Annotated in this window: 1 protein-coding gene; it reads right to left on the bottom strand. The window is 61.1% G+C overall.

The features are described from left to right. Window positions 1-200: 200 nt before the first annotated feature. Entirely contained in the window at window positions 201-1,175 is a 975-nt protein-coding gene (locus ACXJ7R_RS33540; protein WP_457155540.1) for a cation diffusion facilitator family transporter, read from the bottom strand. Window positions 1,176-1,192: the final 17 nt, after the last annotated feature.

Raw genomic sequence — 1,192 nt, 5'->3', positions numbered from 1 at the left:
TCAAGCTGTTGCCAAAAGGACAGGCGTTCGCACATCAGAATGGACAGGCAATGACGGTGTCCGAGGATAGCTACCTGCTCATACCTATGAAGCCGAGCGACACGAAGCTTCACGAGGAGGTTTGCTACCTGGGCCGGAAGGTGCGGGGCTGACCTGGCACAACGCGATGCCCGACATCGGTCTGGCGCGCCACCCGGCTTTCACTCCGCCCAGTTGACGTCAGCGGTAAAGGCGATGGTCAGCCACCGATTGTGGCCTTCGTCCCCGATGGCCGCGCCGATCTGGTCGCGGGTGCGGTCCCACTCCTCGATGGTCCTCGGGGGCAAGTCCTTCGGCACGATGAAGTAAAGCTCTATCTGCGTGGCCCGCCCGACCTTGGCGACGTATGCCCGATGGGACAGGAACCCCTCGCGCTGCACTATTCCGGCGGCCACCCGATCGACGTGGGCCTTGAGATCCACGGGGGTGATGAGCAGGATCTCGGACAGGGCCTTGCGCACCGCCCCGACGGGAATAGGAATGATCACGAGGCAGACCAGCGCCAGTACGACAGGGTCCACGTATGGAGAGATCCAGCCAAGCGGCGTTCCGCCGGCCGCCTGTCCGATCAGGAATGCGATCAGAAGTGCCGAGGTTATTCCCGCCGACATCGTCCAGGCTTTAACGTCCAGGGCAACGAAGTCTGACTGCAGTCTCCTGTTTGCCCGCGCACCGGCCATAGCCATGGCTATACAGACCACCAACGTGATTCCGGCGTAGACGATGGCGACACCGAAGCGCAGCTCGTTGCCGCCGTACACAATGGTGATCACGGCGTTGATGAGGGCGTAGGTAGCGACCGTCATCAGCAAGGTGCCGTTAAGGCCCAACACAATAGGCTCCAGGTGCCAGAACCCCATCGTGAATCGATTGCGCAGCCTGCCCGACAGCGCGTCGGCCTTTGCCGATCGTACGATCAGGCTCGATACCCAAAGCGCCAAAATCGTCATTCCGGCATCGACAAGAGAATAGGCGCCATCAAAAGCGATGGAGAACGACCCGGACAGCAGGCCGAAGACGATTCCGAACGCCGCGACGCCTACCGTCGCGACAATCGAGGCTCGGAGGAAGCCCTGCTCGGTCAACATCTTGCCCTCTGAAAGCCTCAGCAACATCGTACATGCAACCGGCGCTATCGCAATAGTACCTGCAG

This window comes from Mesorhizobium sp. P5_C1 (assembly GCF_054049815.1).
Note: the sequence above shows the minus strand (reverse complement) of the source record. Positions and strands in the feature narration are given on the sequence as shown.